Genomic DNA, 22,646 nt, shown 5'->3' with positions numbered 1-22,646 from the left:
CTCACGCTGCTGTCGTGTTAAGTGCTGCGGTTAGGCGTAAGGTGGAAAAACATATGATAAAGTATACAGCGATAATGTGTTCTTTAATAAGAATTCAATTTGTTAGCTGCAAATCAAATGGAAATAACACAAAAATGGAACAAGAGGAAAAACAAATCATTCAAATGTGCCAAGAGTTTGCATATAAAGCAGACAAATTAGAAACTAAAGCGTTCGGTAATTCTGACTATAAGGCTAATGCATTTGTTAACGACTTTAATTTATTGTTTGAACAATATGCGTTTGGAAAACAAAACAGAACGTTATCTGGCTTAAATTTTAGAAACCCTCCAAGATATTCCCATGTTGAAAAAGCAGCCTCTATTGAAACAGTAAAAGTAAATAAGTCTAAATATGAAATAATTTTTTGGGCTGATAAGTCATTCAATTCTCTAAAATTTATAGTCCAGAAAAAAGATGATGGATGGAAGTTAATAAAATTTCAAACTTGCTTAACAGCAAATCCTAATGAAAGGGACTGTAGCTGGAGAACTCACAAACTCTAAAAAATCTTCACAAAACATATACTATAAACAAAACGGGCTTCGGGCTTTACGAGAGGTTTGTGTATTTTTATGAAGTCCGCAAAATCTTTTGGATTTTGCTTTGGCCAGAAAAAGAAAAAAAATTACTATGTGTGTGACGGAAAGCAAACGTTAGTTTGCTCCCGTACTGTTCATAGTTCAACCGTTACCAAAAGGCTGATGAAACAAAATGAATAAACTAAATACAGGAGAATTTTACGGAACACATTACCGAAAATCAGCTTTTGAAAATTTAATAATCACAGATACAGAATACACACACAGAAAAGTTGATTGGCATTATCACGAAAATCCATATTTTACTTATTTACTTCAAGGCAAATTATTTGAATCCAACAAAAGGGAATCCTACTATTTACAGCCAGGAAGCTTACTATTCCATAATTGGCAAGACGCGCACTATAATACAAAGCCACCTGAATTTACAAGAGGTTTTCATATTGAAATGAATGAGGATTGGTTTTCAAATCTTGATATTCAAATAACGGATTTTGAAGGGAGTATCAATCTACAGAATGCAATAATTAAGAATCTGATGAATCAGATATTTATTGAAACTAAAATTAACGATCAGTATTCAAATTTAAGTATTGAGAGTAATTTGGCCGATATATTTCATACGATAAAGGAATCTAAAAAAGGGAGCTTCAAAAAACCAATTTGGGTAAAGCAACTTGAGGAATTACTAATTGAGGAAAAAATAGACTATTCTTTAAAAAGTTTAAGTTCGAAACTAAGAATCCACCCTGTACATCTATCTAGAGAATTCAACCGATATTTTGGAACAAGTCTTGGCAATTACATTCGATTGATAAAGCTTAACCAAGCTCTTTGCTTGCTAACTTCTAATAAATATTCATTGACAGAAATTTGTTATCAATGTGGTTTTTACGACCAAAGTCATTTCATTACTAGCTTTAAGCGTATCTACAAGACGACACCTTCAAAACTATTGAAGAACATTTCGTAATGTTAATTCTATACAATTTCTGATAGTTTTTTAATCTCATCTTTACAATTCATCATAAATCAATCAAAAAATGAGAATTAAAAACATCCTCTTTCTAGTCTTTCTTCTTTTTACATTTTCAACCTATGCCCAAAATATGGCAGAATATACAAGCGGTTGGGAAGGAAAAATAGAAAATACAAAAACATTTGTCCTAAAAGTAGAAATAGAAAATTTAGGACTTGAAAATACCAAATTCAAAATTTCGAACAAGCAAACTATAATCGATTATCCTTTTGATTCAACAAGCCCTTCAATAATAGAAATACCCTTTGCCCAAAACTATTCTTTTAAAGGCCAATTATCTGAAAATGGTAAGGAAATCAATGGGTTTATTAAGTCTGGAATGCTTCTTTATCATTTAAAACTAACACAATCAAGGAATAACTCTTTCACAGGCACTTGGAATATTTTAATTATCGATGAATTAAAATCTCTTGATTTCTATTTAAGTCTTGAAAATGGAGAAGGAAATGACTATCAAGCTTATCCCATTTTTGGTGACAACAGATTTACAGGAACCTGGTGTGATAATTTTCAAAAAGAAAATGATTTGATTTCATTTACTGACTTCAAAACAGGAATGCAGTTTAAAGGGAAGTTAATGGCTGAAAAAATCCTTTTGACTGTCTTTTTAGGCGAAAACGCCATTACAGAAATAAAACTAAAGAAATCTAAAACCGATTGGGAAATTGGCGGATTTCATAATGAGAATAAAACTTCTATTCTTAACCTAAAAGAAATAGAAGAGCTCATTTCCAAGGATTCACTACCTAACACACATTCCGTTTTAATTTCAAAAAAAGGAAAAGTAGTTTATGAAAATTATTTTGATGGCTACAATGCCAATATCCCTCACGATATGCGTTCAGCCTCTAAAAGTATTTCATCTGCTATCGTTGGTATAATAAAAGATAAATCACTTTTCTCAAGTGTTGAGCAATCCATTTTTGACTTTTTACCCGCTAAATATCAAACACTGAAAGACAGCTTAAAAGAAGAAATTGACATTCAGAGCCTTTTAACAATGAGTTCTGGACTAGATGCAGACGATTATACAAGCGTGAGAAAATCATCAGCATCAGAAAACAATTACCAACCTACTAGAGATTGGGTAGAAACCGTTTTAAAAGCAAGAATGATAAACGAACCCAATACAGAGGCAAATTATGGTTCAGCAAATCCATTTTTACTTGGCGTTGCAATGGATTCGGTTATTGCTGAACCTTTAGAATTGTTTATGGATAAATACCTTTTTCAAAAACTTGAAATCTCGAATTATATCATACAAACTGACAGAAACGGAAGGCCATATTTTGGAGGTGGAATGTACCTCACACCAAAAGATATGTTGAAATTTGGGGAACTCTATCTAAATAAGGGGAAATGGGAATCAAAACGTATTTTATCTAAAAAATGGGTTAAAAAGTCAATTAAGAACTACCGTAATTTAGACAATGTTCCAGAAAAAAATGGCTATGGATATTTGTGGTGGCACCACAATTATCGAATAAACGGAAAAATTATAGAATCAATTGAAGCCAGAGGAACTGGTGGTCAATATATTTTTGTTGTTCCTTGCTTAAAAACAGTTGTTGTTATCACATCTGGAAACTATAGAAATGGAAAAACACAACAACCAGAAATGATTTTTGAGGAGAATATTTTACCTTACCTCATTAATTAAAAAAAGCAGTTGCCAACATTGGTTATAAGTAATGGCGCCGTTCTTGCTTACCCTTCAGCAGGCTTAGGGCATGCTTTTGAGAATTCCAACGGATTTTCAGTTTGGTGTGTACTAGTAAAATTAACCGCTAAGACAAGCAACTGCTCATAGACGAGACCGTTCAGGTCAATTCACCTGTGGTTAGCCCTTATTGTGAAAAACTATTAGCAACTACCCAAACTCAAAATAAACAATGGAAAAACCAACTAAAATTTTCTTAATCATATTGGGAATTGTAGCAGTCGGAGTTGGAATTTGGTCTTATATCTCGGAAAAGGATACTTTCAACACTTATTCCGCAATATTTATCGGAATCGCGCTAATTGGAACTGTAATTTCAATACCGCCGAAAAATAAAAATAATTAACTGTTTTCGAGCAAGTTTACGAATAGACTTCTTGCTAGGGCGGAATTGACTAGCTAAACATACTTGAAAATGAAAACGCTGGAATTCCATCGCCTACGGAATTATAAAAACTATTTCAAAACGCAACGGAGACGGTGTACTCATGTGGTAACCGCAAACGATAACAGAGTCTAAAATTTATTGCTTGCAGATTTCCCAAACGGAAATCACGCACAAATACTATCTTTAGGTTCGGCTGGATGTCAGCGGAATAATGCTGAGTATAGTTCCACATCGTAATCATAGCCGAGACCATTAGCAATAATTTTATCTAACTTTTATCCGCAGCAATTTTAAAATTCGACCTTATGATAATATTAAAAAAAAACATGCTATTCCGACAAATTCTCCTTTTATGCCTTCTACTATTAACAATTTTCTATGGACAAGGGCAAGAAATATCAGTACCTAATCTAATCAACACGAGTCCCATAGATAGTTTGCCACCATATACAAGGCTTGTAAGCGGTTTTGGAGAACGTCCGGATTGGTCTCATGACGGCCGCTTCATTCTATTTTTGGACAAGCCAATGGGCGAAGTATATGAAATGGAATTAGCAACCGGAATAATACGTCCAAAAACCAGACATTTTAATCATTACGGTTTTACCAGAGCGATGTATTTATCAAACGGAGATATTCTACTGTCCGGTCCAAAGGAGCTTTTTGATCCTACTGACAATGCCGAAAGGGACAAGGCTCGTGACCTTACCTGGTTGTACGTCATGGACAAAAGTGGTGAAACACCCCCGGTTCCTTTAAATACCCTTTGCGCAGAAGGGCCGGCCGTTTCCAGAAATAGGACGAGAATAGCCTGGACACATCGAGATCGCCAGTTACCTGAGCTTGGGAAAAATAGGGCAAAGCTATTAATGGCCGAAATCATTTATCAGGACGGAATACCCAGTTTAGCCAACGAAAGAACAATTTTTGATTCAAAACAGTTGCCATTTTCACTGGGGCACGCAAGTCTTGAAACACAGAGTCTTGTTCCTCCTGAGGATATAAAAGTAACATTTGCCGTCTATACCATTAACAATGGAAATAATACGGATGTTTATATGGTTGATAGCGAAACAGGGAAATATAGAACCATCACTAATTCTCCCTGCTGCTACGATGAGCCTGAAGGAATATTCCCTGATGGGCAGCACACACTAGTAGAACACGGGCCCTCCGAGAAAAATGCCTGGCCACTGCTTGACCTGTACAAATTAAAATTAGATGGGTCCGGGGAAATGCAAAGATTAACGTATTTTACTAACTATAAAGGCTACAAGGCCAATCAAGGAGTAATTTCAGACGATGGGAAATATTTATGTTTTCAGATAGGGAAAGATAATACAGAACCTGGTGTAGGTTTTGGTTTTCTGATAATGGATTTGGAGGAAGCCGCAAAACACTTGGAGGGTTTTAAAACTTACGATGAATGATTATACTAAAATAATCGCTATTATGGCGTATAGTAATAACTGGTCCAGTGTTATTTTGAAATATAAATAGACGAATCAAAGTTCAGCATTATCTGAGAGGTTGGTGGTTTAAATTCCACTACTACTCATCCACAAAACCTTTGTATGTAACATTAATCAATTAAGAAAAGTATGAACTTAAACCAAGTAACGGTTCCCTCATTGGATTTGACAAAATCAGTCCCTTTTTATGAAAAACTGGGACTTAAATTAATTGTAGAAGCTCTACCCCACTACGCAAGGTTTGAATGCCCTAATGGAAATTCGACTTTCTCAATTCATAAAACGGAGGAATTACCAAAAGGAGAAGGAATTTATATTTATTTTGAATGTGAGAACCTTGATGAACAAGTTGAAACAATAAAAAGACACGGAATTGAATTTGACCATGAACCAACTGACCAAAAATGGTTGTGGAGGGAAGCAAGACTGAAGGATATTGACGGAAATCAATTGATACTTTTTTATGGTGGAGAAAACAGGTTGCATCCACCTTGGCGAATAGAATAACAAGGAATAATAAAAACTGTATTTCCTACCATAAATCACCACAATTTATTTTCAAAGGTGTTCATCGATTGGTCTCCTCCGGTCCGTGACTGGACTACCCCAAGATTAAGCTCAGAACAGGCTAAAATCCAGTCGGTATAACTAATTTAAATACCGAACAAAAAATTAACGTATGATAACCCTTAACTGAAGTTTATGCGAGACCCTTCAATTTCATATGGCCTTTATGTTTTTACGTACCTTCGAAACAGGAACCTAAATTCCACGGTTGCACTAAGTATAGTGCTTCCGTTAAGCGCAGGCTGAAACTAAACTTTAACAAGAATCCAATTTTTTAATCCTTAAATGAAACCAATAGAACAAATGAAAAAATTAGCCGTAGTATTTGTTATAGCAATTACTCTTTCATCTTGTAATCAAAGTAAAAAAAATACCGACAATTTAATAATAAGTGAAAACCAAATTACAAAGGATTCTTTAACAGCGGAATTGGATTCCATTCAAAAAAATGGGGAAATAATTGGATTTGCAGTTGCTATGGTCAACCAAGACGGCGTGCTCTATGAAAAAGGCTTTGGATTATCTAATCTTGAAACAAAAGTGAAGTATGACGAAAACACCATCCAGCATATTGCTTCGGTTTCTAAAACCCTAATTGGTATTGCCTTAATGAAAGCTAAAGAAATGGGGAAGCTAGATTTAGAGGACCCGATTGAGAATTATTTGCCCTTTAAAGTAATAAACCCAAATTATCCAAATGAAACGATTACTATAAGACAATTAGCAACACATACTTCTGGAATTAATGATACGGAACAATATATGAATCGAGCTTGGATTCTTACAGAGAATCAAGACTTGACCAATGTAAGTACAGATTATCCCGCTCAAAGATTGAATCCACCTGAACTAAATATTCCAATGGAAGAATATTTAAACGGATATTTAGCAGTAAATGGTGCATATTATCAAGATGATAATTACATCAACTTCAAACCGGGAGAACGATATAACTATTCAAACATAGGTGCTACATTGTGTGCATTGGTTATCGAAAAAGCAACAGGCCAATTATTTGATTCATTTACGGAAGAACATATCTTAAAACCATTAGGGATGAATTCATCAGGTTGGTCACTAGAAAATGTGGATATACAAAAGCATTCAAGATTATATAGAAATGATAATACATTGTTGCCTTTTTATACCGCTATAACTTTCCCTGATGGAATGTTGATTTCATCAAGTAGTGATATGGCAAAGTATTTAGTTGAATTGATTAAAGGTTATTCAGGAGAAGGTACATTACTAAAAAAAGAAAGCTACAGAGAACTCTTCACCGAACATTTAGAAGAACAGAACTTTGAATCACGAAATGCTGGGAATCCCTATAATGGCGATTATAGTCCTGCCCTATTCATTGGACATAGCGCATTGGGTTATATAGGACATTCAGGTGGTGACGCTGGAGTTGCTACTTGGATGTATTTTGACAAAGAAAAAAAGATTGGAAGATACATTGTAATCAACTGTGATATGGGAAATGACGAGAGAGCTAGAGAATTAGAATATTATGCAGTTTGGGATAAAATGAATGAATATTTTGATAAACTGAACGTAGAATAGCCAGCATATAAAGAATAGTGGTTTCTTGGTGCTTAAAGCGAAGATAATGAACCAAAAATCAGTACTTAATATCCGCTAATTTTCATCTACAAAACCATATTAAAGCATTTAAAAAACGAAAATAGATTATGATTAAAGGACTTTATGAAACCCATTTGTATGTTGAAAATCTAGAAAATTCAATCGAGTTTTACACTAAAGTTCTTGGACTAAAACAATGTCGTTTTGGAGCGGAACGTAGAACTGCCTTTTTCTGGATAGGAAAAGATAAACAGGCGATGCTTGGATTATGGGAAAAACCAAAGGAAGAAATTGATTTACGACATTTCGCTTTTGAATGTGACCCCGATTGGATTATAAATGAATCTATAGATTTTTTAAAATCTCATGACTTAAATTATTGGAACTTTCTACAGGACGACAATGAAAAGCCAATGGTTTTTTGTTGGATGCCGGCAGTATCCATATATTTTAGCGACCCGGATGGGCATTATCTTGAATTCATTGGACTTTTACCTGGAAAGACTAGAGGAAACGAAGAAAAACGAGTCGTTACTTATGAGCACTGGCTTAAGATAAATAATGAATAAAAAAATTGCTCTATTTTGGCCTTAATCAAAGGTAGTTGCAAGTTTACTACAGCTGAATTTTCTACTGAAATTCCTCGCATGTAAACCCGTAACTATTCTTAAACGAGTCGTTGTACCTAATTATAACCAACCATTAACTAATGATAAAATTCTTTAGAAAAATTCGACAAAATCTGCTTTCAGAAGGAAAAACTGGAAAGTACTTAAAGTATGCCATAGGAGAAATAATCCTTGTAGTTATTGGAATTCTCATAGCACTTCAGATTAATAATTGGAATGAAGACCGAAAATCAGAAGCAAAGAAGCAAGATTATTATGTGCAATTATTAGACGATTTAAGTAATGACATTAGCGCTGTCCAATATACCATTGAAGAATTCAGCAATCACCAAAAAGAATATAATAAATATTTAATTTCATATAACAATGAAGGCTTGACCCCGCTTAAAGCCTATGGACAGATTTCTAAACTTACTTTAATATCACCCCGCTAATATTTAATACCAATACTATCGAGTCGCTTCACAACACGGGTGACATTGGCTTAATTCCTTCACTCATACGAAATAAGTTAATGAATCTAGAACGTCTACAAGACCTTACCATAAAACGTTTTGAAGACACGAGTAAAGGACAACAGGAGATTACGCAAAAATTGAGTTCTTTACTGGGTGCGACAACGCTGCCAAAACGCTTGGAAAATCAACCTGAGATGAAAGAATTTTTAAATATTGATAAAAATTTAAAGGAATTGATTTTAGTTTATGAAGGGATACATCGTTGGAAAAGTATATCTCAACTTGAAACCATAGAGAGATTGGAAAAAATGCAAAAGGAAATAGGTGTTATTATCGAACTAATAAATAAGGAACAAAATAAATAGCGAAAGCACATCAACCACTAACCAATGATAAAATTCTTTAGAAAGATTCGACAAAGATTACTGACCGAAAACAAATTCAGTAAATATCTTATTTATGCAATTGGAGAGATAATTCTTGTAGTGATTGGGATTTTGCTTGCCTTCCAATTAAATGCCATTGTAAAAAATCGCGAAAATAGCTTTGAAGAAAAAAGAATTCTCCGCAATCTATCGGAACACGATTTAAAAGATGATATCATATTTTTAGATCAACTAATAGATTCCGCCAACACTACTACTCAAATCATGACAGCTCTAACCGGCGACAAATTAGATTTTATCAACAAAATGGAGGCCTTCATTAATGATTTTAATTTTCAGGCCAACGACGGCACTTTCAATGAGGCCGTTTCTACGGGAACAATGAGATTGATAAAATCAGATAAATTACGGAGCCTAATTTTTAAATACTATAAAGAGGTTGAAAATAATAGATTTTTAAGTGAACAAAGTGCATTTGTTAACAATCATGAAATTACCGGACCCGAGACTTATGAGAAAGTAATAGGTACCGCAGAAAGTTTTGCGCGCTATAATATTACCTTACCATTACCTAATCTAAACTTAGAAAATCTCATTAAAGATCAAAAATTTATGGGATCCCTGTTTAGCAGAATGGCCTCCTTACAAAACCAAATATCATCTTGGAGGCGATTAAAACAGAATGCCGAAATGTTATCAAAAGAAATAACAGCTGAGTTAAAGTCGCATTAATATTATTATAATTTTATTAGCATGTGAACACAGTCAATCCCAATTGTATCTAACATTGGCCTTTATTAGAAAGTGTATTGAAAATTGCAATTTTAGTACATAAAATTAAAGCCCGACAACAGAAAATTGGCTCTGTAGTAGCCGGAATAATAGTGCAATTAAGCCATTGCTTTTTTTACATCAAACCATTGTCATTATTATAACACATGTTACCGTAAAAAAATATGAAAAACAAACTTCAAATTATGTGTATAATCACTGAGATAGTGGGTGCGGTCGCAAGTATTTTTTCATGGTATACTGAAATGAGCAATAAAACGCAATCAAGTGGATTATTCTGGAATTTCATGGCAGACCCTGAATCCACAACTTCGGAAGAAAGATTTCAGATTATTGTAAGTCTACATGGACTGTTTTTGACATTTCAAAATAGTTTATATTTAAATCAGCCGGGAACACTCGATTCACACATTCAGGAATCTATTACTAAGACGGCAGTCGGCGTTAAAGACGAGCCAAAATTTAGGCTGTTATGGAAATTGCTAAAAGAATTATTCTTTCCTGAATTTCAAAAACAGATTGATGAAATTGTAGATACAGAAATAGATATTTCTACAGAATTAATTTTCAACGAGAAGACTTGGGCATTAATCCAGTAGTTATGGTAAGTAGCGTTGTGGTTGGACATATTTTTATTAACCGTTAATTGATTAAAAAAAGCAGTAATGAAAGAAGAAAAGAAAGATGATATTTATGATGATTTTTACGATAATGTAAATATGACACCCTCTGAATTGGCGGATTGGCTGGATACTGAAAAATCTAAGTCGGTAGGGCAAGATAGCGGCGATGGGGAATCCATTGGTCACAAAAGCGGTCGCAAAATCATTAAAATAAAACGAACAAAAAAGGCAGAATTAACCGATTCCAATTATGGACATATGCAAAAAGTTAATTCCTATATTGCCCGACACAAAGCTCAAAAGCCGAGTGGTGATCTAAAGGAATCTGACTGGCGCTATTCGCTTAAAAATTGGGGGCACGACCCATTAAAATAAGCTTGTAGGTCCAATAATATAATTCGATATTGGAATTGCCTTCAGCTTCCCTCTGTTATAAGGGAACTAAACCTTTTGAGAAATTTACGAAAGTGATTTATTTAATGAAGTAGACAGGGATAAAGGGCACCTCGGCATTGGCTAAAAGTTCTCCATTTTTAGAAATGGCCAGAACTCCTCCTTCTAGTGTTTGTGTAGTATTGAATTTTCCGTACGAAACTAGGAAAACATCTGCCGTCTCATCATATTGGCTAGCAATTATATAGATTGAGATTCCCTGCTCATTTTCCAGCCTGTTCTTAATTCCTGCTACATCTAAAATGAAGTTTTCACCAGTATCAATATTAAATACTGCTGGCCCGTTAATAAGCTCAAAAGGTTGTTGATATTCATACTCGTAATAGAATTCTGCCCCGATAAGGTTCCCATTTATTGGTCCGGTAGGGAGCGTTTGCTCAAATACCAAAGGGATTTCCTCTATCACAGTGAGGTCATCAATGTCCCGTCTTTCCAAAATGGTTACGGACTCGTCAGAAAAACGTAATACCGCTAGATTACCATTTTCATCAATTAACAGACTTGGTGATGCAGTACCATAATTCAATGTTGAAATCAGTACCCCGTTATCGGTGTCATAGACAGCAATTTTATACTGTAGGTCATTTGATCTGTAGGTTATAAAAAGGCGCCCGTCTGCATAAAGCGGTTGGTACAACGCATCTATATTGAACTCCAAGGGAAGGTCGGCTCCTTCCAAGTCGCCCAAGGTTAACTTGCGTACGGCAAGATTCCTAGTGCCTTGAGGATTATAGAACCCGAAAAAAACAGCTTCTTCATTATTGGTGCCCCAAACGATGCTACGTTGCGGGGTATTGGTATAGAAACTAGGAAAACTATTGGTTGCACCTGTTACCACATCTTTCTGATACAAGGAAAAATCACCGAACGCAAAGGAATAGAAAGAAATAACACTCCCAACCTGTCTTATGGTCAAGAATTCTGAAGGCACACCAATTTCGTCTGTTAGATTAAATACGGTACCCATTTCTGTAGTACCGTCATAATTATATTGATAGGTAGCCTCCAAGTCTACCCCTACCACTTCAAAACTAGGCTGAATGGCTGTAATTTCCTGCCTACTATTATCATCTTCCTTAGAGCAAGCTGCAAAAAGGAGAATGGCCCATAATATAGATGTAAAATACGCGCTCTTCTGTAACGTGTTGTTGGGGCTCATTTCATAGCAAAAATTTGTCCTTAAGCAAGGTACAACTTTATTTGATGGTGCACTGGGGACATCGTCTCGAAATAATATCCTAAATTAAGGGCACGAACAACAATCCGGTGGCCATGCTTACCAAACTGCACTTAGAACATATCTTATTCTTGGATATCGAGACCGTACCAGAACTGGAACATTTCAAGGATTTGGACGATACTAAAAAAGAACTGTGGGAACAAAAGACCAAATACCAGCGAAAAGATGAATTTACACCGGAAGAGTTTTATGACCGCGGTGGGATTTGGGCTGAATTTGGGAAAATAATATGTATTTCCGTAGGATATTTTAAGCTTGTCGGAGAAACCAAAAACTTTAGGGTAACCAGTTTTCATGGTGATGAAGCCAAGCTGCTCAAAGATTTTAAAAACCTTTTGAACGGGCATTTTAGTCAGGCCAAAAACTTACTTTGCGCACATAATGGTAAGGAATTTGACTTCCCTTATATTGCCAGAAGAATGATTATTCATGGTATCTCTTTACCCTATAAGCTGGACCTTTTCGGCAAAAAACCATGGGAAGTTCCCCATTTGGACACCATGGATCTGTGGAAGTTTGGAGATTACAAACACTATACTTCTTTAAAGCTTATGGCGCGTATCCTTGGAATCCCTTCCCCAAAAGAAGATATAGATGGCAGCATGGTACGTGATGTTTACTATAAGGAAAAGGATATAGATCGTATCATTACCTACTGTGAACTGGATGTGGTAACCACGGCCCAAGTTTTTCTCAGACTGCGGAACGAGGCACTTTTGGAAGAAAGTGAAATAAAAAAAGTAATGGTAATTTGAAATGCTTATTTTATTCCTTTACAAATACGATTATACAAATAGAACCAAATAGTAGGGTGATGCCATAGTTTACTCTCATTTGTCATTGGAGAAATTGTTCTTAAATTTCCAGCTAGTTCATCACTAATCGCATTTTTCATTATTTTAATGCCCTCACCTAGTTGCAAGTAAGTGTACGTAATAAAATTATCCTTTTTTTCAGGCCGAATTAGAGCTTGATAAATGACTTCTCCTGTATCGATTCCTTTGTCTACCAAATGAACTGTTACTCCACAATGACCTATATCATTGTTAACCAAAGACCAATATCCGCCATGACATCCTCTATACTTTGGGGTGATACCTGCATGTGTATTAATAAAGGTTGCATTTATATTTTCCAATACATTCTTGCCAATGATTCTCGTTCCATTAACTATAATAATATCCGGGTTCAATTCCTTAAGTAATTCTATTGAAGCATTGTCATTTATAGAGTTGATTTCAACAAGTTTTTCTCGTCTTGGAGGTGTAGAATCAAAACCATATTTTTCAGTAATCTCAGCTATTCTCTTCTTAGAAGTCATATTTAATATTTTCTGAGCTATTGCTTGAAATAAAACTTGACCAAATACCTTGAAATAACCTAGCCTTTTTGCTCTTCGTGCTAGGAACTTTTTTGTGCTTGGATTATTTTCAACAATTAACATTTCAATATTAAATCTCAGGTTTAAGGCATTGTATACTTTAAATGTGGAACTGCCCTTACCAGCAATCATTATTATTCTCTTATTCATGACTTATTTCAGTTTCTCTATGCGTGCGGTTATCTCGTTCATTGTCATACTCTCAAAATTATATTTACTTGATAAAAACTGGTAATGCTGTAATATAGCTTCCAGAATTTTGAAATTCATTTTCTGATTTTGTCCAAAGTTATGAGGATGCCACCATAAATGATATACTTTGCTATTCTTTGCTGCATAAGTCATACTCCTTTTTATGCGAATTAATCGCAGAATCTCGAAAAGGCGAAGTTTACTATTATATGGTCTTAAAAATCGGCTTGATGGAATATTGTAGGGAAATGTCTTTGAAATTGTGCCTAAATCTGATAGGTTATGACCCGATAAGTTTAAATACATGTCCACAATTCTAATTATTTTTTTAACCATAGTATCTCCAGCTCCAGGGACAGCTTTGTAGTATTTGGCATTTTCATTACCTCTAAAACTCGTAATACCTAAATTAGAACATATTTTTAAATAGTCCTTGTTAAACTGATTTCTAGGAAAAACCAAGCTTTTAAGGTTTACTTGATTCTTCCTTGCGATTGCAATAGCAGATTTTAAATCTTCTTCAAAAGCTTTTGCTGTTTGTCCAGGTTCCAAGCAGTAATAATGAGAAAAGGTATGAGATGCTATCTCTTGTTCTGGATATTGTTTTAACATATTAATTAAAGAAAATCCATAATGATAATTATCTTCAGATTCAGAATTTTTTAGTAACTCAAAATATCCATTATAGGGTGAAAGATTATTATTTGCGTAAGCTGGTTTGTTAACTGGCACATATGCCAATAACTCCTTTTTTGTCTTTGCGAATAAAAATCCCACAGTGGCAAAAGTGGCTTTGATATTATATTTCCTAAAAAGTTCAAGCATCATAGGAAGGGCAATTCGAACACCTTCAACATTTGCTCCGTAGCTATCAATAGTTCGATTGTCCCTAACTCCCCACATTAACTCAAAATCCAGCGATATTACAAAAGAGCCGTTATTCATTTTATTTTACTTTTGTAAAGTAAAGTTATATAAAACGAGAAATGAACCTCATAATCTTAGTTGAAAAACAGAGTAATTTGTTGTATTGACAATTGCACTAGTCGTATAGGAGTTTTGGCTGTTTAAAAACCAAACCAGATTTACAAACAGATAAAATTATCCTATTTATTTTATCAGAATATTTGAAAAGTAATTAAAGTTTATTGTAAGAAATAAAAGACTACACTATTACTAGTCACTTCTTTAATGGCTCGGTAATTATATGATTGTGATACCAAAACTGAGAATTAATATTTTAGAAATTCAGTTGTGAAAAAAATCATGTGAAGTTTTAAAAATTATAAAAGAATTTGGCAAAAAACCAATAGAAACCTTATCGGGTCCATTGGTAACTGGTTATTTTATAAAAAGGTATCGAGGGAACTAACAGCTCTTTTAATTTTTATAGAACTTCGCACTTTTTTTAACTCCGAAATCCTGTATTTGTAGTATGTATATACCCGTAGCTAAATCGGACACATTAATTTTTGCCGACTTGGCTTCACCAAGTTTTAGTTCAATTCCAGAGGCGGATATAATCCGATACATAGCCGTATCACTAACCTCAGTATTTAAGGAAATCTGGTTTACTGCGGGATTAGGGTACACGGAGAAATTAATTTCCGAAGAAAGGTTTAATACTTCATTGTTGTCCAAAGGGCCTACAACAGTTTCTTCTCCTAAAAATTTAAATTGATATTCCTGGGTATATTCCGAGGCTATGTTCTGTGAGCAAAAGGTTCTAAGTCGTACTACATAATCTTGATTTTCAACCAAGTCGTTTAATAAGAAAGTGTTGCCCCCGGCATAGTCCGTTACCCAATTTTGATCTGTTGCCTTTTTGTATTGTACTTCGTAAAGACCGTCAACAATTTCTCCCCAATTTATGTGAAGCCCTTCGGTTGAGGCATCGCTAAGGGTAATATCCTCCGGAGCAATTACACTACACTGGGTAACGGCCACACCAGAAACGATTAACGAAAAGTCTTGAGTACCATTTGTAATCGCCCCCTTGTGGGTAATTTCAATCGTATAAGAACCTTTGGCGTTAGGTATTTCAATACGTTCAAAAGGATCGACCAGATTATCTCCTTGTGTAGCCGGTGCACTGGCTTGAGCGGGGTTCAATTTCCATGGAAAAAATGTTTTGCCATCTTGGGAGATACGGATGTCCAAATCATTCACAAGAGCGGCGGTTTTGTCGTTAAGTGTACCTCTATTGATGAATTCAGACTCAGGATCTGTCCAAGAGATCGAGGCCATCAATGTTTCGTTCCCATTCGCCTCTACCGTCATTGTAAAAGTATCCCCTTCTATCAATGTTTCCTCAGAAATATGGGTCGTGAATTCTTTGTTCAACAAAACTTCCGCAGCTGTCTTAACATTTATAACTCCCCATCCCATTTTGTAATCAGGTCCTTTGGTAGTAACATCATCGGCAGTATGTAAAGCAAGTCCCTTTAACGTAGCCGCTTTTAAATAGGCTTCGTAAAGCTGCTCGTTGTACTGCTGTAACAATAACAATGAACCCGTGACGCCCGGGGCTGCCATGGAAGTACCGGAAGACACGTTATAACTTGTATTGTTGGTTGACGATGTGGATAGAATTGAAGAACCGTTCCCCGCCAAATCTGGCTTAATTCTACCATCGTCCACGGGACCAAAACTGCTGTAGGCAGATACATCGGCCTCCTTTAAATTTCCATTACGATCAATCTTGGTATTCGCACCAGCAACGGTAAGTCCGTTTTTTGCCAAGGTAAAACCCAATAACACATCAAACCCATCTCTACTGGTCCCGTATATAGGAGTTTCGTTATCATTTCTATGTTGTGCATTACCTGCAGCGGTAACCATTAAATAGTAGGGAGCATTAAACATTATTCTGTCCCAGTCCCGCGCTACTTTGATATAAGAACCAAAGTACCAATCCGGTACCCTATCCGTTTTGATACCGTAGGAGTGGTTGGAAAGCAAAAGTCCGTTAGCAGCTGCCTCGGTAACTTCCAATTTATCCCTAGTCCAGTCATGTGATAATACATTTGCCCTATATGCAACACCCTTTGCCTCTTTTTTAATACCCGAAGAAATGATACTGCCAGTAACCAAGGTAGCGTGCGCGTCTATATCTTCACTCCCGTCCGCGATGATAGCACGTACGTCGTACTCTTGATGGGTAGCTCTAACAACCCCGGCATCCCATACGCCCACCTGCATTCCTGCTCCGTCCAAATCCAATTCCATAATACCATTGGTATGAAGTGTGTTTGCCCTGGATACTTGACTGGCATCATCAGCATAAGTTTCATAAAAGATAGGAGTTCCGTCCTCACCGACTTCTTGAAGCTCTATTTTTTTTCCGCCAGGTAAGGTCTCCTTTAGCTTCCAATTATTATGCTTGGCCAGTTCCAAAGTTTTTGCCCTGTTGCGCTCATAGTCAAACTCAAGGTCAACATGCATTTTACCTATTTTGGTAAAGTCGTAATCCTTATTAATAAGAGTCTTTAATTTATCCGACTGTGACCATGTTAAGGAAGAAACGAAAAAAAAGAACAATGGGACGCTTAAAAATCTAATCCCATTGTTCGTAGGTTTTTGGTAGTCCATAGGTTATCAAGTTAATTTGTAAGATTTGGACTACAAACATAAATTATACCTACGATTCAATCGACTAAAAGTTTTAATTATTCGACGAAATACCTAAACAGACCCGGTTTGTTGTTGTGAAAGTGCTGATTTCTGATGTTTGTAAGTAATTTCTTATAAAATTAGACTAAGGATTACCTGGAAGTATTCAATTATCATTATACTTTAAAATGATGTAAACTGGAAAATGATCACTATACCCTCCCAGATATTTACGTCCCGCATAAGTTCTAAAAGGACTTCCCTCGTACTTCCCGTCGTGTTCTTTCAAGTGTACCTCATCATAGATATTGGCTTCTCTAAAACTGTGCGTTCGTTTTTGATAATTGAGAAAGCTATGCGAAATTATTATCTGATCAAAAAGACTCCACGTCTTTTTATAATTGGAGCTTCCCCTTTTGCCAGGTGCATGTAGTTTCTCCATGGGGTTATAGAGACTGGAATCTGCAATTAGTTCTTGAATGCTGGCCGAATCTGGATCGTCGTTAAAATCACCCATAATTATAAAATTGGGCTCCTTGTAGTGGTTGTCAATACCCTTCATTTTCCCTCGAATAACCTCCGCTGCCCTGATTCTTTTATATTCCGTAGCTTCATTGCCTTCCCATCTAGACGGCCAATGGTTTACGAACACGTGCATTTCTTCACCGTTCAGTCTTCCTTTTACATAAAGTATGTCCCGAGTGGTATCCCTTACTCCGTCCAGGTTTTTGATCATTAAGGCCATGGGCTCGGCATGTATTACCTCAAAATATTTAGGATTATACAATAGCGCCGTATCTATACCCCTTTCATCAGGCGATTCGTAATGCACAAACTTATAGGAAATGGGATTCAAGGGGTGCTTCTGCACCAAATCTTGTAGGACGGTTTTATTTTCAGCTTCTGCAACACCTACCAGTACGGGAGGATTCGGATTATTTGGCTTCCCTATCCCGAATATGGTTTTGGCAACTTTGGACAGTTTTTTTTCATAACGCTTAGGTGTCCATTTTTTAAAACCTTCGGGCGTGAAATCATCGTCCAGCGTCCTTTCATTATTTTCCGCATCAAACAGATTTTCCAGGTTGTAAAATGCCACAGTATATAACTGCTCATTTTTTTTCATTTTCTTAAATAAGGAAAAACGCATGTGGGTTTTATAAGGTCAATAAATTTAATAAAATAGCTTGGGTGATTTTGCTTAATTTTGCGCTTTACCATACTATGTTAGAAAAGACAACTATAGATTACGAGAAGGCAGTCCTTGTTGGTATTATCAACAAGGAACAGAATGAAGAAAAAGTAAGCGAATATCTGGATGAGTTAGAATTTCTGACCTATACCGCCGGTGGGGAAGTAACCAAACGCTTCGTGCAACGCATGGACATTCAAAATCCTAAAACACTTATAGGTAGTGGTAAGATGGAAGAAGTTGAACAGTATGTGAAAGAGCATGAAATCGGTTCGGTTATTTTTGATGATGAGCTTACTCCCGCACAGCAACGTAATATTGAAAAACAGCTCCGCTGTAAAATTATTGATCGTACCAGTCTGATCCTAGATATTTTTGCGCAGCGTGCCCAGACGAGCTATGCCCGAACGCAGGTGGAGTTAGCGCAATATGAGTATTTGTTACCTAGACTAACCGGCCTATGGACGCACTTGGAGCGCCAAAGAGGGGGTATTGGTATGCGAGGTCCCGGTGAAACGGAAATTGAGACGGATAGGCGTATTGTACGTGATCGCATTTCCCTGCTAAAAAAGAAGCTCTTAAAAATAGACCGGCAGATGGAGACGCAACGGGGCAACCGTGGTGCCTTGGTAAGAGTGGCGCTTGTTGGGTATACGAATGTGGGCAAATCAACCCTAATGAACGTTATCAGCAAAAGCGATGTATTTGCCGAAAACAAACTGTTCGCAACTTTAGATACAACCGTGCGAAAAGTGGTCATAGGCAATCTTCCCTTTTTATTGAGTGATACCGTTGGTTTTATCCGAAAACTGCCCACGCAACTCGTAGAAAGTTTTAAAAGCACGTTGGACGAGGTTCGGGAAGCGGACCTACTCTTACATGTGGTGGATATTTCGCATCCACAGTTTGAAGAGCATATAGATTCTGTGAATCAAATTCTTGTTGAAATAAAAAGTGGGGATAAAAAGACCATAATGGTTTTTAATAAAATTGACCAATATCAGAACGAAGAAATAGACGAGGACGATCTGATTACGGAACGCACATCCGCACATTTTACCATAGCCGATTGGAAAAAGACCTGGATGGAAAAGGTTGGGGACAGGGCGCTATTTATTTCTGCTTTGAACAAAGAAAATCTGGACGAATTTAGAAAACGGGTCTACGATGAAGTCAGGGAGATACATGTAACTCGTTTTCCTTATAATAATTTTCTGTACCCCGAACATTTGGACGAATATTAACGGCAATCGAAGTATCATTTCTTACCATTCATCGGAGAAATTAAACCGCTTATATTTTTCACCACATTTTAGGATATGTTCACAACATAAATTGTAGAAAAGCGAAATGTCGCCTTAAATTTACAGTGTGTTTAAGTGATAGTGTTGACCCCAAATTGATATTTAACTTAGAAAAGCTAGAAGTAAAACCCCAAATTTTACGATAACTACTTAACCTTAAAAAGCCCTCCTAGAGAGGGCTTTTTTCATTGGTTGAACCTAATTCTACGGATATACAGTCCTCTTCTTTTCGGAGTCCTACAAAGTATTAAAGCCTTGTTCAATTTAATAGCAGACCCTACGCATTATTCCAGCATATAAAAAACCCGCCTAAATGGCGGGTTCGTATTAATAGATTTACTTATCAGATTAGAAAGCGTAGTTCAAGCCTACCAAGAAGTATGTCTGCAGATCATTATCTATTGAATCAAACGTCGCAGTGGGATCAGGTGTTGGTCCATTTTGTGCAAAATTCAATGCTTCTTGCTTATTATTTCTTAAACCGAACTCGGCTCCTATTCCTATTCCGTTCCACAAGGTGTATCCAAAAGAATTTATCCAAGTGTAATTGGAAAGGTCACTACTCTCATAACTTTGAAACATAGAAAGGTTGGTCTTAAAATTAATAGCACCAATTTTTCTAGTATAATCTGCTACTATCTTAGCACCCAAAGAAGATTGAAAAACTGCATCATTATCACTGAATACGAAGTTGTAGTTTAAGGGATGGATAACCACCACCAAATCTGTTATAGGTGTCCAAGTGGCACCCACACCCAAATCTAAGTAACCTGGGTCATTGAAGTTGTTCAAGATGGTAGTTCTATATTCCCCTAATCCAGATATGGCGAATTTTTCAGATAATTTTCGACCATAAAGTGAAGAGATATTAAATACATCGGTCGCTTGTCTAAAACTGTCATCATCATTTGGGTCATTTTTATCATCAAACTTTACCCATCCTAGGTTTATGTTAGCTGAGTTTCTCCAAAAGAACTTTTCTTTCTTAAGATTTGCGAAACCATTTGCGGTTACAGCTATATTTCCCGAAGATACATCTGGGGTACCCTGGCCGTACCAGTTATTAAAACTGCTGAGGTTTACACCAATAGTACCAAATGCACCCATTTTCCATCCAGGCAGTGCTGCAATTTCTGCCTTAATAGCATCAACCCTGGCTTGTATGGCCGCAATAGAATCTTTTTTGGGACCCAATTGTGCCTTCAATTCCTCTTCTGTTTGAGAAAACCCTAAAGCACAAGTCAGCATAAGGGCCGTAGTAAAAATAATTTTTTTCATGATATAGTGTTTAATTTATAGAAATGCTAAAGTAAGAATAGTCGCATATATTGCGAATATTTTTCCATTATTTTCTCTTGAAGAGGGGTACGGAAGAGCAGGCTTCCCCGTACATGATAGACTTTACAACGGTTTGTAAGCGTTCCGTAAGAGCTAGATAGGCATTAGGAGGAACAGGCTTGTTGCTACATCCTTTAATAATAACCGATTTATCCTTAAAACTCGAAATATCCAGATTGTCTATTATAGATTGATATAAAATTGTCTCCAAATCCTGTAATGAGCCTTGCACCACCTTCATAGCAAAAGGTTGCAATTTTGTGGTCAAAAGCATGTAGGCCCATCCTGGAACAATAGCGTCTGTGGAACAGGTTATTGCCACAAAGGAATCTTGATATTGCGCCCAATCGTGATTTTCCAAATGGGTACGGAACTCCTTTTCCCTTAAAATGATACCGTCAAAAAGCCAGTCCTTTATATCGAGTGTTATTCTGGTGCCTTTAGGATAATAATCTTCCAAGTCAAACGTGACAAGTTTGCTCTGGGTGACTCTATTTATTATTTCAGACATAAGAATTCAGTTTTAAGTTATCAGGGCTTTTGTAAATGCTTAATAAGTCCAAAAATTGTTTTAGAAATTTCATCACAAATACAAAATAATGGTTCAAATTCTAGTTTTGAAACATATCCTATATCCAAAGCCAGATATAATTGAGATTTAACTTCATAACACGAGGCCTGAGCAACATTAAGAAAGTAAATGAATTCTTTGTTGGTTTTTCTTCCGAAACCTTCAGCAATATTTGAAGATATGGATATAGATGCTCTTCTAATCTGATCTCTTAAAGCAAAATCTTTTGAAAACTCTGTTGCAGTGGTGAGTCGATAAATTTCTTTATTTAGCTCTCTCGCTTTCTTCCAGGAAATAATTTTTTCAAAACCCTTATCGGCTTTCATCTTATATCTTACTTCTTAAATCTATAATAAACCAAGTTCCAGTTTGGCCTCTTCGCTCATTAAATCCTGTGTCCAGGGTGGGTCAAAAGTTATTTCTACCTCGGCATCTTTAATAGCGTTTAATGACTTTACTTTTTCCTCTACTTCTACCGGTAAGGTTTCCGCAACAGGGCAGTTTGGTGAAGTTAAGGTCATTAATATTTTGACCTCGTTGTCCTCATTCACCAAAACATCATATATGAGCCCTAGCTCATAAATATCCACAGGTATTTCAGGATCATAAATGGTCTTTAATATCTTTACTATTTTCTCGCCTAACTCGGCACTGTCTTCCGCTGTACTTATATCACTCATAACTTAATTCAATTGTGTTTGGTACGCTACTGCGTACAGTTTAAGTTGCTTGATCATGCTCACCAAGCCGTTGGCCCTTGTTGGGGACAAGTGTTCCTTCAATCCGATCTCATCAATAAATTCAGTGTCCGCATCAATGATATCTTGCGGTTTTTGGTTGCTAAAAGCTCTAATCAATATGGCAATGATTCCTTTGGTAATTATAGCATCGCTATCGGCTGTAAAGACCAACTTATCCTCCTCAAGTTCTGCATGGACCCAAACCTTGCTCTGGCATCCTTTGATAATATTGTCATCGGTCTTAAATTCTTCGTCAATTAGCGGAAGTGATTTCCCGAGTTCTATCATATATTCGTATCGCTGCATCCAATCCTCGAACATCGAAAATTCATCTACTATATCTTCTTGTATTTCTTTAATACTCATATGGACAATTTGATA

At 36.2% G+C, this 22,646-nt stretch carries 24 protein-coding genes; 14 read left to right on the top strand and 10 right to left on the bottom strand.

Annotated elements, in window-relative coordinates:
• Positions 1-134 precede the first annotated feature (134 nt).
• The 12 genes from N8A89_RS08710 (at position 135) to N8A89_RS08655 (ending at position 10,617) form a co-directional block, all read left to right on the top strand.
• Entirely contained in the window at positions 135-545 is a 411-nt protein-coding gene (locus tag N8A89_RS08710; RefSeq protein ID WP_281541917.1) for a hypothetical protein, read from the top strand.
• 208 nt (positions 546-753) lie between these two features.
• On the top strand, positions 754-1,554 hold the full coding sequence (locus N8A89_RS08705; RefSeq protein ID WP_281541916.1) for an AraC family transcriptional regulator: 801 nt from the start codon (positions 754-756) through the stop codon (positions 1,552-1,554).
• Positions 1,555-1,690: 136 nt separating this feature from the next.
• Complete coding sequence (locus tag N8A89_RS08700; protein WP_289645380.1) at positions 1,691-3,280, top strand: serine hydrolase domain-containing protein; 1,590 nt, start codon at positions 1,691-1,693, stop codon at positions 3,278-3,280.
• Between the two features lie 753 nt (positions 3,281-4,033).
• The gene (locus tag N8A89_RS08695; protein WP_281541914.1) at positions 4,034-5,158 is read left to right on the top strand and encodes a TolB-like translocation protein; all 1,125 of its coding nucleotides are present in this window, start codon (positions 4,034-4,036) and stop codon (positions 5,156-5,158) included.
• Between the two features lie 171 nt (positions 5,159-5,329).
• Positions 5,330-5,707, top strand: a complete 378-nt coding sequence (locus N8A89_RS08690) for a VOC family protein (protein ID WP_281541913.1) — start codon at positions 5,330-5,332, stop codon at positions 5,705-5,707.
• Positions 5,708-6,052: 345 nt separating this feature from the next.
• The gene (locus tag N8A89_RS08685; protein ID WP_289645378.1) at positions 6,053-7,333 is read left to right on the top strand and encodes a serine hydrolase domain-containing protein; all 1,281 of its coding nucleotides are present in this window, start codon (positions 6,053-6,055) and stop codon (positions 7,331-7,333) included.
• A gap of 128 nt (positions 7,334-7,461) precedes the next feature.
• Entirely contained in the window at positions 7,462-7,923 is a 462-nt protein-coding gene (locus N8A89_RS08680; protein ID WP_281541911.1) for a VOC family protein, read from the top strand.
• A gap of 140 nt (positions 7,924-8,063) precedes the next feature.
• Positions 8,064-8,417: a DUF6090 family protein gene (locus N8A89_RS08675; protein ID WP_281541910.1), complete on the top strand. Its 354-nt coding sequence runs from the start codon at positions 8,064-8,066 to the stop codon at positions 8,415-8,417.
• Between the two features lie 80 nt (positions 8,418-8,497).
• On the top strand, positions 8,498-8,806 hold the full coding sequence (locus tag N8A89_RS08670) for a hypothetical protein (RefSeq protein ID WP_281541909.1): 309 nt from the start codon (positions 8,498-8,500) through the stop codon (positions 8,804-8,806).
• Between the two features lie 24 nt (positions 8,807-8,830).
• Entirely contained in the window at positions 8,831-9,559 is a 729-nt protein-coding gene (locus tag N8A89_RS08665; protein WP_289645375.1) for a DUF6090 family protein, read from the top strand.
• Between the two features lie 245 nt (positions 9,560-9,804).
• The gene (locus N8A89_RS08660) at positions 9,805-10,218 is read left to right on the top strand and encodes a hypothetical protein (RefSeq protein WP_281541907.1); all 414 of its coding nucleotides are present in this window, start codon (positions 9,805-9,807) and stop codon (positions 10,216-10,218) included.
• 66 nt (positions 10,219-10,284) lie between these two features.
• Positions 10,285-10,617 carry a DUF3140 domain-containing protein gene (locus N8A89_RS08655; RefSeq protein WP_281541906.1) on the top strand — a complete coding sequence of 111 codons (333 nt, stop codon included), beginning with the start codon at positions 10,285-10,287 and terminating at the stop codon, positions 10,615-10,617.
• Between the two features lie 97 nt (positions 10,618-10,714).
• On the opposite strand, the gene N8A89_RS08650 is transcribed toward N8A89_RS08655, so the two are convergent.
• Positions 10,715-11,854, bottom strand: coding sequence for a hypothetical protein (locus tag N8A89_RS08650; RefSeq protein WP_281541905.1), 1,140 nt, complete (start codon positions 11,852-11,854; stop codon positions 10,715-10,717).
• Positions 11,855-11,967: 113 nt separating this feature from the next.
• Here N8A89_RS08650 and N8A89_RS08645 point away from each other — a divergent pair, with 113 nt between their 5' ends.
• On the top strand, positions 11,968-12,690 hold the full coding sequence (locus N8A89_RS08645) for a 3'-5' exonuclease (protein ID WP_281541904.1): 723 nt from the start codon (positions 11,968-11,970) through the stop codon (positions 12,688-12,690).
• 5 nt (positions 12,691-12,695) lie between these two features.
• Here N8A89_RS08645 and N8A89_RS08640 read toward each other — a convergent pair whose 3' ends face one another.
• The 4 genes from N8A89_RS08640 to N8A89_RS08625 form a co-directional block, all read right to left on the bottom strand.
• Positions 12,696-13,466, bottom strand: coding sequence for a formyl transferase (locus N8A89_RS08640; RefSeq protein WP_281541903.1), 771 nt, complete (start codon positions 13,464-13,466; stop codon positions 12,696-12,698).
• 3 nt (positions 13,467-13,469) lie between these two features.
• Positions 13,470-14,453, bottom strand: a complete 984-nt coding sequence (locus N8A89_RS08635) for a polysaccharide deacetylase family protein (RefSeq protein ID WP_281541902.1) — start codon at positions 14,451-14,453, stop codon at positions 13,470-13,472.
• A 435-nt stretch (positions 14,454-14,888) separates the two neighbouring features.
• Positions 14,889-17,099 carry a S8 family serine peptidase gene (locus N8A89_RS08630; RefSeq protein ID WP_289645370.1) on the bottom strand — a complete coding sequence of 737 codons (2,211 nt, stop codon included), beginning with the start codon at positions 17,097-17,099 and terminating at the stop codon, positions 14,889-14,891.
• A 187-nt stretch (positions 17,100-17,286) separates the two neighbouring features.
• Positions 17,287-18,246 (bottom strand): endonuclease/exonuclease/phosphatase family protein, encoded by a 960-nt coding sequence (locus tag N8A89_RS08625; protein WP_289645368.1) that lies wholly within the window; start codon positions 18,244-18,246, stop codon positions 17,287-17,289.
• Positions 18,247-18,344: 98 nt separating this feature from the next.
• Between N8A89_RS08625 and hflX the strand changes: the two genes are divergently transcribed.
• Positions 18,345-19,556: a GTPase HflX gene (gene hflX / locus N8A89_RS08620; RefSeq protein ID WP_281543360.1), complete on the top strand. Its 1,212-nt coding sequence runs from the start codon at positions 18,345-18,347 to the stop codon at positions 19,554-19,556.
• A gap of 408 nt (positions 19,557-19,964) precedes the next feature.
• Here hflX and N8A89_RS08615 read toward each other — a convergent pair whose 3' ends face one another.
• The 5 genes from N8A89_RS08615 to N8A89_RS08595 form a co-directional block, all read right to left on the bottom strand.
• Positions 19,965-20,894 carry a DUF3078 domain-containing protein gene (locus N8A89_RS08615; RefSeq protein ID WP_281541900.1) on the bottom strand — a complete coding sequence of 310 codons (930 nt, stop codon included), beginning with the start codon at positions 20,892-20,894 and terminating at the stop codon, positions 19,965-19,967.
• A 67-nt stretch (positions 20,895-20,961) separates the two neighbouring features.
• Positions 20,962-21,465: a DUF2480 family protein gene (locus N8A89_RS08610; protein ID WP_281541899.1), complete on the bottom strand. Its 504-nt coding sequence runs from the start codon at positions 21,463-21,465 to the stop codon at positions 20,962-20,964.
• 20 nt (positions 21,466-21,485) lie between these two features.
• Positions 21,486-21,851 carry a four helix bundle protein gene (locus N8A89_RS08605; RefSeq protein ID WP_281541898.1) on the bottom strand — a complete coding sequence of 122 codons (366 nt, stop codon included), beginning with the start codon at positions 21,849-21,851 and terminating at the stop codon, positions 21,486-21,488.
• 21 nt (positions 21,852-21,872) lie between these two features.
• Positions 21,873-22,205: an SUF system Fe-S cluster assembly protein gene (locus N8A89_RS08600; RefSeq protein WP_281541897.1), complete on the bottom strand. Its 333-nt coding sequence runs from the start codon at positions 22,203-22,205 to the stop codon at positions 21,873-21,875.
• Between the two features lie 3 nt (positions 22,206-22,208).
• Positions 22,209-22,631 (bottom strand): SufE family protein, encoded by a 423-nt coding sequence (locus N8A89_RS08595; RefSeq protein ID WP_281541896.1) that lies wholly within the window; start codon positions 22,629-22,631, stop codon positions 22,209-22,211.
• Positions 22,632-22,646: the final 15 nt, after the last annotated feature.

This window comes from Maribacter aestuarii, from assembly GCF_027474845.2.
Lineage (GTDB): Bacteria > Bacteroidota > Bacteroidia > Flavobacteriales > Flavobacteriaceae > Maribacter > Maribacter aestuarii.
The sequence above is the reverse complement of the archived record's forward strand: the minus strand, read 5'-3'. Positions and strand labels throughout refer to the sequence as shown.